This is a genomic window from Pirellulales bacterium (assembly GCA_035533075.1).
Classification (GTDB): Bacteria; Planctomycetota; Planctomycetia; order Pirellulales; family JAICIG01; genus DASSFG01.
Map to the genome: position 1 here is coordinate 1 of DATLUO010000158.1, position 5,858 is coordinate 5,858.

Annotated in this window: 6 protein-coding genes; 3 read left to right on the forward strand and 3 right to left on the reverse strand. The window is 64.9% G+C overall.

Annotated features, from left to right (window positions below; translation table 11 throughout):
• Positions 1-384, forward strand: a 384-nt coding sequence (locus VNH11_19805) for a hypothetical protein (GenBank protein ID HVA48621.1), incomplete at its 5' end; no start/stop codon positions are given.
• Here the strand turns inward: VNH11_19805 and VNH11_19810 are convergent.
• The gene (locus tag VNH11_19810) at positions 385-708 is read right to left on the reverse strand and encodes a DUF6793 family protein (protein ID HVA48622.1); all 324 of its coding nucleotides are present in this window, start codon (positions 706-708) and stop codon (positions 385-387) included.
• Positions 709-815: 107 nt separating this feature from the next.
• Between VNH11_19810 and VNH11_19815 the strand changes: the two genes are divergently transcribed.
• Together VNH11_19815 and VNH11_19820 are read left to right on the forward strand one after the other, a co-directional pair.
• Positions 816-2,249, forward strand: a complete 1,434-nt coding sequence (locus tag VNH11_19815) for an NADH:flavin oxidoreductase (protein ID HVA48623.1) — start codon at positions 816-818, stop codon at positions 2,247-2,249.
• 56 nt (positions 2,250-2,305) lie between these two features.
• Positions 2,306-4,669, forward strand: a complete 2,364-nt coding sequence (locus VNH11_19820) for a serine/threonine-protein kinase (GenBank protein HVA48624.1) — start codon at positions 2,306-2,308, stop codon at positions 4,667-4,669.
• A 13-nt stretch (positions 4,670-4,682) separates the two neighbouring features.
• On the opposite strand, the gene VNH11_19825 is transcribed toward VNH11_19820, so the two are convergent.
• A complete protein-coding gene (locus tag VNH11_19825) occupies positions 4,683-5,243 on the reverse strand; it encodes a sugar O-acetyltransferase (protein HVA48625.1) in 561 nt (186 codons plus the stop codon).
• A gap of 12 nt (positions 5,244-5,255) precedes the next feature.
• The coding region (locus VNH11_19830; GenBank protein ID HVA48626.1) for a response regulator at positions 5,256-5,858 on the reverse strand (603 nt) is incomplete at its 5' end.

Here is a 5,858-nt window from a genome sequence, read left to right on the forward strand (position 1 = left end):
ATTTTGGATTTTCGATTTTGGATTTTGGATTCCGCCAATCGAAAATCCAAAATCCAAAATCACCGGTGGGCCGGCGCTCGCAAGCTCGCTCGCTCCCACCCTACGTTCGCACGAGTGTTGCTGTTAAAAACGGAGAAGCCGGAAATGTGGCGCGCCTTGTTTCTTGCCTTGGGGATTTATTGCTGCGTGCTGGGGGCCGAATGCCTCGTGATTGAGAAGGCCACCATGCCTTCTCGCGGCGAACAGCGCGGCATGTTTGGTCTTGCCGCCCCCAAACGAGAACTCACGCCCTCCGACTGGGCGCCGTGGAGCCTGCTGTCGGCGGGCACCGTGACGATTCTCTACTCGTTCACGCTGCCGCAACGCCTGCACAAGGCACCCTAGCTACCAGCCCATGACCATGTTCGATTCGATGACTTTGCGCGCCCGTTCCAGGTCGGAACCGGTCTCGTGCATGTAAAGCCGAATGGCATGGACTTTGTCGCCGGCGGCCTTCGAGAGGCAGTCGCGTGCCGTGTGGCAAACATCGACTTGCCCGGCAATGCCCAGGGCACTCTTGGAAATCACCCAGGTGTCGCGGGGGCGTTTGGTCAGCCGCAGCACCCGTTCGCTGGGATAGGCGTCGTGAACCACGGCGGCGGCGGCGTCTTGATCGTGGGCCCAGGTGATAATAATGTGCGACTCTGTTTCCACTTCGAACAGTGGCATCGAGCGGTCCTCCTTTCCACGGGGAGAGAGATGAGATAGGCCGAATCGTGGTATGATCGGCGCTCTACACCCGATGGTACGGTTCCCCGCTTCGCTCGTCAACGCTCGTGTACCCCAAAATCGCCCAGTTCAAGTCTCCCGCGGCGTTGCGGGGCCGTCTAGCGCGGCTCGGCCTGGAACTGCCGCTGGACGAAACGGTTCTTACATCGGCGGCCGGTTCGCCGCTGGCTGAACCCGTCGAGATTCGCGGTCGGCGGGTCGGCAATCGCTGGTGCATTCAACCGATGGAAGGCTGGGACGCCCATCGCGACGGATCGCCCTCCCGGCACACCTTGCGCCGCTGGCGAAACTTCGGCATCAGCGGGGCCAAGCTGATTTGGGGCGGCGAAGCGGCGGCCGTCGACGCGGCGGGCAGGGCCAATCCGCGGCAGACGTTGGCCACCGCCTCCAACCTCGCCGGGCTGGCCGCGCTCCTGGATGAACTTTGCCGCGCCCATCGCCAGCGCCACGGCGACACCGACGACCTGCTTGTTGGCCTGCAACTCACCCACTCGGGCCGCTTTTGCCGGCCCCATAGCGGACAACTCGAACCTCGCATCGCCTTTCATCACCCGTTGCTCGACCAAAAGTTCGGCATCGACCCGGACGATCGCTCGCTGGTCTGGACCGATGACGAGCTTGAGCGGCTCATCGACCGCTACGTCGAGTCGGCCGGTGTTGCCTCACAGGCCGGCTTTCAATTTGTCGATGTCAAGGCCTGCCACGGTTATCTGCTGCACGAGTTCCTCAGTGCGCGAATCCGGCCCGGCCGTTTTGGCGGCGACTTCGAGGGCCGCACCCGCCTGTTGCGGACCATCGTCGAGCGGGTGCGCGACGGTTACCCGCGGTTGCTCGTCGGCGTCCGGCTGAGCGTCTTCGACGTGGTGCCTTACGTCACCAGCCGCGAAATCGGTCGGCCGATGGAGTATGGAGGGTTGCTGCCGTATCAATTTGGGTTCGGAGTGGCGCACAGCAATCCGCTGGAAATCGACCTGGCCGAGCCGTTGCTGCTGTTGGCCCAGCTCAAAGCGCTCGGCGTGGCATTGGTGAACATCTCGTGCGGCAGCCCGTACTATTCGCCGCACATTCAGCGGCCCGCCATTTTTCCGCCCAGCGACGGTTATCAACCTCCCGAAGACCCGCTGGCCGGTGTGGCACGTCAGATCGAAGTCGCCCGGCAGTGCAAGGATGCGTTTCCCGATTGGCCCCTGGTCGGCAGCGGGTACAGTTATTTGCAGGACTACCTGCCGCACGTGGCGCAGGCGGTAGTTCGAGCGGGCTGGATCGATTTCGTCGGACTTGGCCGAATGGTGCTTGCCTATCCTGAATTACCCGCCGACGTGCTCGAGCGCGGCATTCTGGAGCGCAAGCGAGTGTGTCGCACGTTCAGCGACTGCACGACGGCTCCCCGCAACGGCCTTGTGTCAGGCTGCTATCCGCTCGACGGCTACTACAAGACATTGCCGGAAGCGGAGGCGCTGCGAGCGATCAAGCGTGTGTAGTGTGGAAGCGAGCGAGCTTGAGAGCGCCGGCCCAGCGTATTAGGGTTCAGGGTTCTATGTCCGACAACACAGCACTCCCTGAAACTCCCTCGTCGGAAGGCGAAGCTCCGGGAGCGCCACGTTCTGCCGAGGAAGCGCTGGCCAGCGAGGCGGCCCTGGCGATGGGCGCGGCCTGGCGGACGGGCCAGCGTGTCGGCGTCGAAGAGTTGCTGTTGCGTTATCCTTTGCTCAAGTCGTCGCCGCAAGCGGTGCTGAGGTTGATCAGCGAAGAGCTTTGTCTGCGGCACGAGGCGGACGAGAAAGTCGACCTCGAAGAGATCGCGGCCCGGTTTCCTCAATGGCGGGCCGAACTGGAGGTGCTGCTCGCTTGTCACGACCTGTTCGAAGCGCCGCTGCCCCCGCCCGATTTTCCGCGGCCGGGCGAATGTTGCGGCGACTTCGAGTTGCTCCGCGAGATCGGCCGCGGCTCGCAAGGCCGCGTTTTCCTGGCCAGGCAACCATCGCTTTCCGATCGGGCGGTGGTCGTCAAGCTGACCGCGCTCGATGTCTCCGAGCATCTGTCGCTGGCGCGCTTGCAGCACACCGGCATCGTGCCGCTCTATCTGGCGCAAGACCTGCCCGAACGCCGGCTGCGGCTGCTTTGTATGCCGTTCATGGGCGGCGCCAGCCTGGCGGCCGTGCTCGCCGCGATGAAGCCGGTCCGCATCGACGATCGCTCCGGCAAGACGATCGCCGAGGCCCTGCTCCGCTGCCACATCGCGGCGCCGAGCGCGCCCGTGGGCGGTCCCGTGCTCAACTTCCTCAATCAGGCGACTTACGTGCAAGCGGTGTGCTGGATCGGCGCTTCGCTGGCCGAGGCCTTGCACTACGCCCACCAACGCGGTCTGGTCCACTTCGATCTCAAGCCCTCGAACCTGCTGCTGGCCGGCGACGGCCAGCCGATGCTGCTCGATTTTCATCTTGCCCGCGGGCCGATCGTTCCGGGGCGGACGGCGGCCGAGTGGGTGGGCGGCACGCAACAGTACATGCCGCCCGAACAAGCGTCGGCGCTGGAGGCCGTGCGCGGCGGCCGGCCGGTGCCGCGGGCGGTCGATGCGCGGGCCGACATCTACGCGCTGGGCATGATTCTCGACGAAATGCTCGCCGGCGAGGGCCCGCTGACGCATCCGGCTGAAGGCCCCTATGGGTTGCGACACGTCAATCGGCACGTCACCCGCGGCCTGGCCGACGTTCTGGCGAAATGTCTCTCGCCGGACCCCGACGGTCGCTATGCCGACGCGCAGTCCCTGGCCGATGACTTGCGCCGGCATCTGGCCGACCTGCCGTTGCGCGGCGTGCGCAACCGCGGCCTTGCGGAACGCTGGCGGAAATGGCGTCGCCGGCGGCCGCAGTCGGCGGTGCGGCTTGTCAGCTCAATGGCGGCCTTGGCCGCGTTGGCCGCCGTCGCCTGGTTGTGGGCCGGCCAGCGGACCGACCAGTCGCAGTTGGCGCTCGTCGACGGCCAGCAATGGCTCGACCGCAAGGGGTACGACGCGGCGATCGACCGTCTCCAGCGCGGGCTCGACGCCTTGAAACCAGTCCCTGGTGCCGCCCTGCTGAAGCGCACGTTGCGAGAGCGCCTCGACGCCGCTCGGCGGGCAAAGCTGCTCGACGACCTCCATCAGTTCGTCGAACGACTGCGGTTCTTGGACGGCGGTTCGCTGCTGGCCGGCGAGCGGTTGATTGAGGCCGGACGCACCTGCCAGTCATATTGGGCCGTGCGGGACCGGCTGCTCGATCGCGATTCGCAAACGATCGCCGGTGTGTCGCAGGCCTCGGTACAGGCCGACCTGCTCGATCTGGTCCTGTTCTGGATCGACATCGAAGCTCGCCTGGCCGCCGACGATTCCGAAAGCACCCGGCGTGCGCTGGCCTTGCTCGATGAGGCCGAAGCCACGCTTGGCCCCAACGAAGTTTTGCGCCGTACACGGCGGCTCCGGGCCGGTGCGAACTCCGCACCGACTACGACCGGCAGTCATCCGGCCCTGCCCGCGGCGCCCGAACACAACGCCCTGGGTCGCGTTCTGCTGCGCGCGAATGACGAGCGCGGGGCGCTGGCCGAGTTTCGCCGCGCGGTGACGGAGCGGCCTCAGGACTTCTGGGCCAATTATTACCGCGGCCGCTGCGCCTATCGGCTCGCTCTCTATCCCGAAGCGCTGAATGCGTTCTGCGTGTGCGTGGCCTTGGCCCCCACCCACGCCGAGTGCTTCTACAATCGGGCATTGACCTACGCGGCCCTCGATCGTCCCGATGCGGCCCTGGCCGACTACGACCGTGCCTTGCAGCTCGACCCGCAGCTCACCGCGGCGGCCGAGAACCGGGCAGCCCTTCGCCGGCAGATCGGTTCATCCGCCGATGACGATCGGGACGACACACGGTGAGGCGGGATTGCACCTACTCTTGCGTAATCTCTCGAATCACGCGGCAAGGGTTGCCGGCCGCGAACACCGCCTCGCCGATGTCGCGCGTGACCACGCTGCCCGCGCCGATCACCGACCGGGAACCGATCGTCACGCCCGGACAGATCATCGCCCCGCCTCCAACCCAGACGTCGTCGCCGATCAGGACCGGCTTGCCGAACTCGCGGCTACGCCGTTGGTGGGCGTTCATGGGGTGCGTCGCCGCATAGATTTGCACCGCCGGCCCGAACATGGTGAAGTCGCCGATCGTCACCCGGCAGACATCGAGCACGACGCAGTTGAAGTTGAAAAACACCCGCTCGCCGAGAAAGATGTTCGACCCGTAGTCGCAATAGAACGGCGGCTGGATCCAGGCACTCTCGCCTCCCCCGCCCAGCAAGGCCCTTAAGATGCGGCGGCGGTTCTCCCGCTCGCACTCGCGGCTGAAATTCAACTCGTGGCAGAAATCCCTGGCTTGCTCGCGAAGTCGAACCAATTCCGGACACAGCGGATCGTACAACTCGCCCCCCAGCATCTTCTCTCGTTCGCTCGGCATGGGTCTGCTACCTTACAGTGCCGGCAGGATCAAATCGGCGTGCAGATATCGCTTGAGCTGCCGAACGACCGTCAAGAACTTCTCGAAGTCGACCGGCTTGGTGACGAAGGCGTCCACCCCCAGCAGTTCGCTCTGGATGCGGTCCTCTTCGTCGTCCGAACTGGTCATGATCACCACGGGAATGCCGCTCAGCGTTTCATCGGCCTTGACTTCTTGCAACACCTGGCGGCCGTCTTTTTTCGGCAATCCCAGGTCGAGCAGAATCAGGTCGGGACGCGGAGCACGGGCAAACTTGCCGTCCTGACGCAAAAACTCCATCGCTTCCGCGCCGTCACGAATCAGCGTCATGCGGTGCTGAATCTGGCCCTTCTTCAAGGCGCCGATGGTCACGCTGGCATCGACCAGCCCGTCTTCGACGAGCAGGATCTCCATCGGCCGCCCAATTGTCTGGTTGAACATCAATCCCCTCCTCGCCCACGGCACTGACCCGTCGCACAGCAACCGCCTGCTGGTGCCGTCTTCCGTAATTGTATACATCACGCGGCCGAGAATGAGACCTCGGCGGTGGCTGGGGCAGAGCCTGGCCAGGTGGAGGATGGCACTTCGTTCATCTCG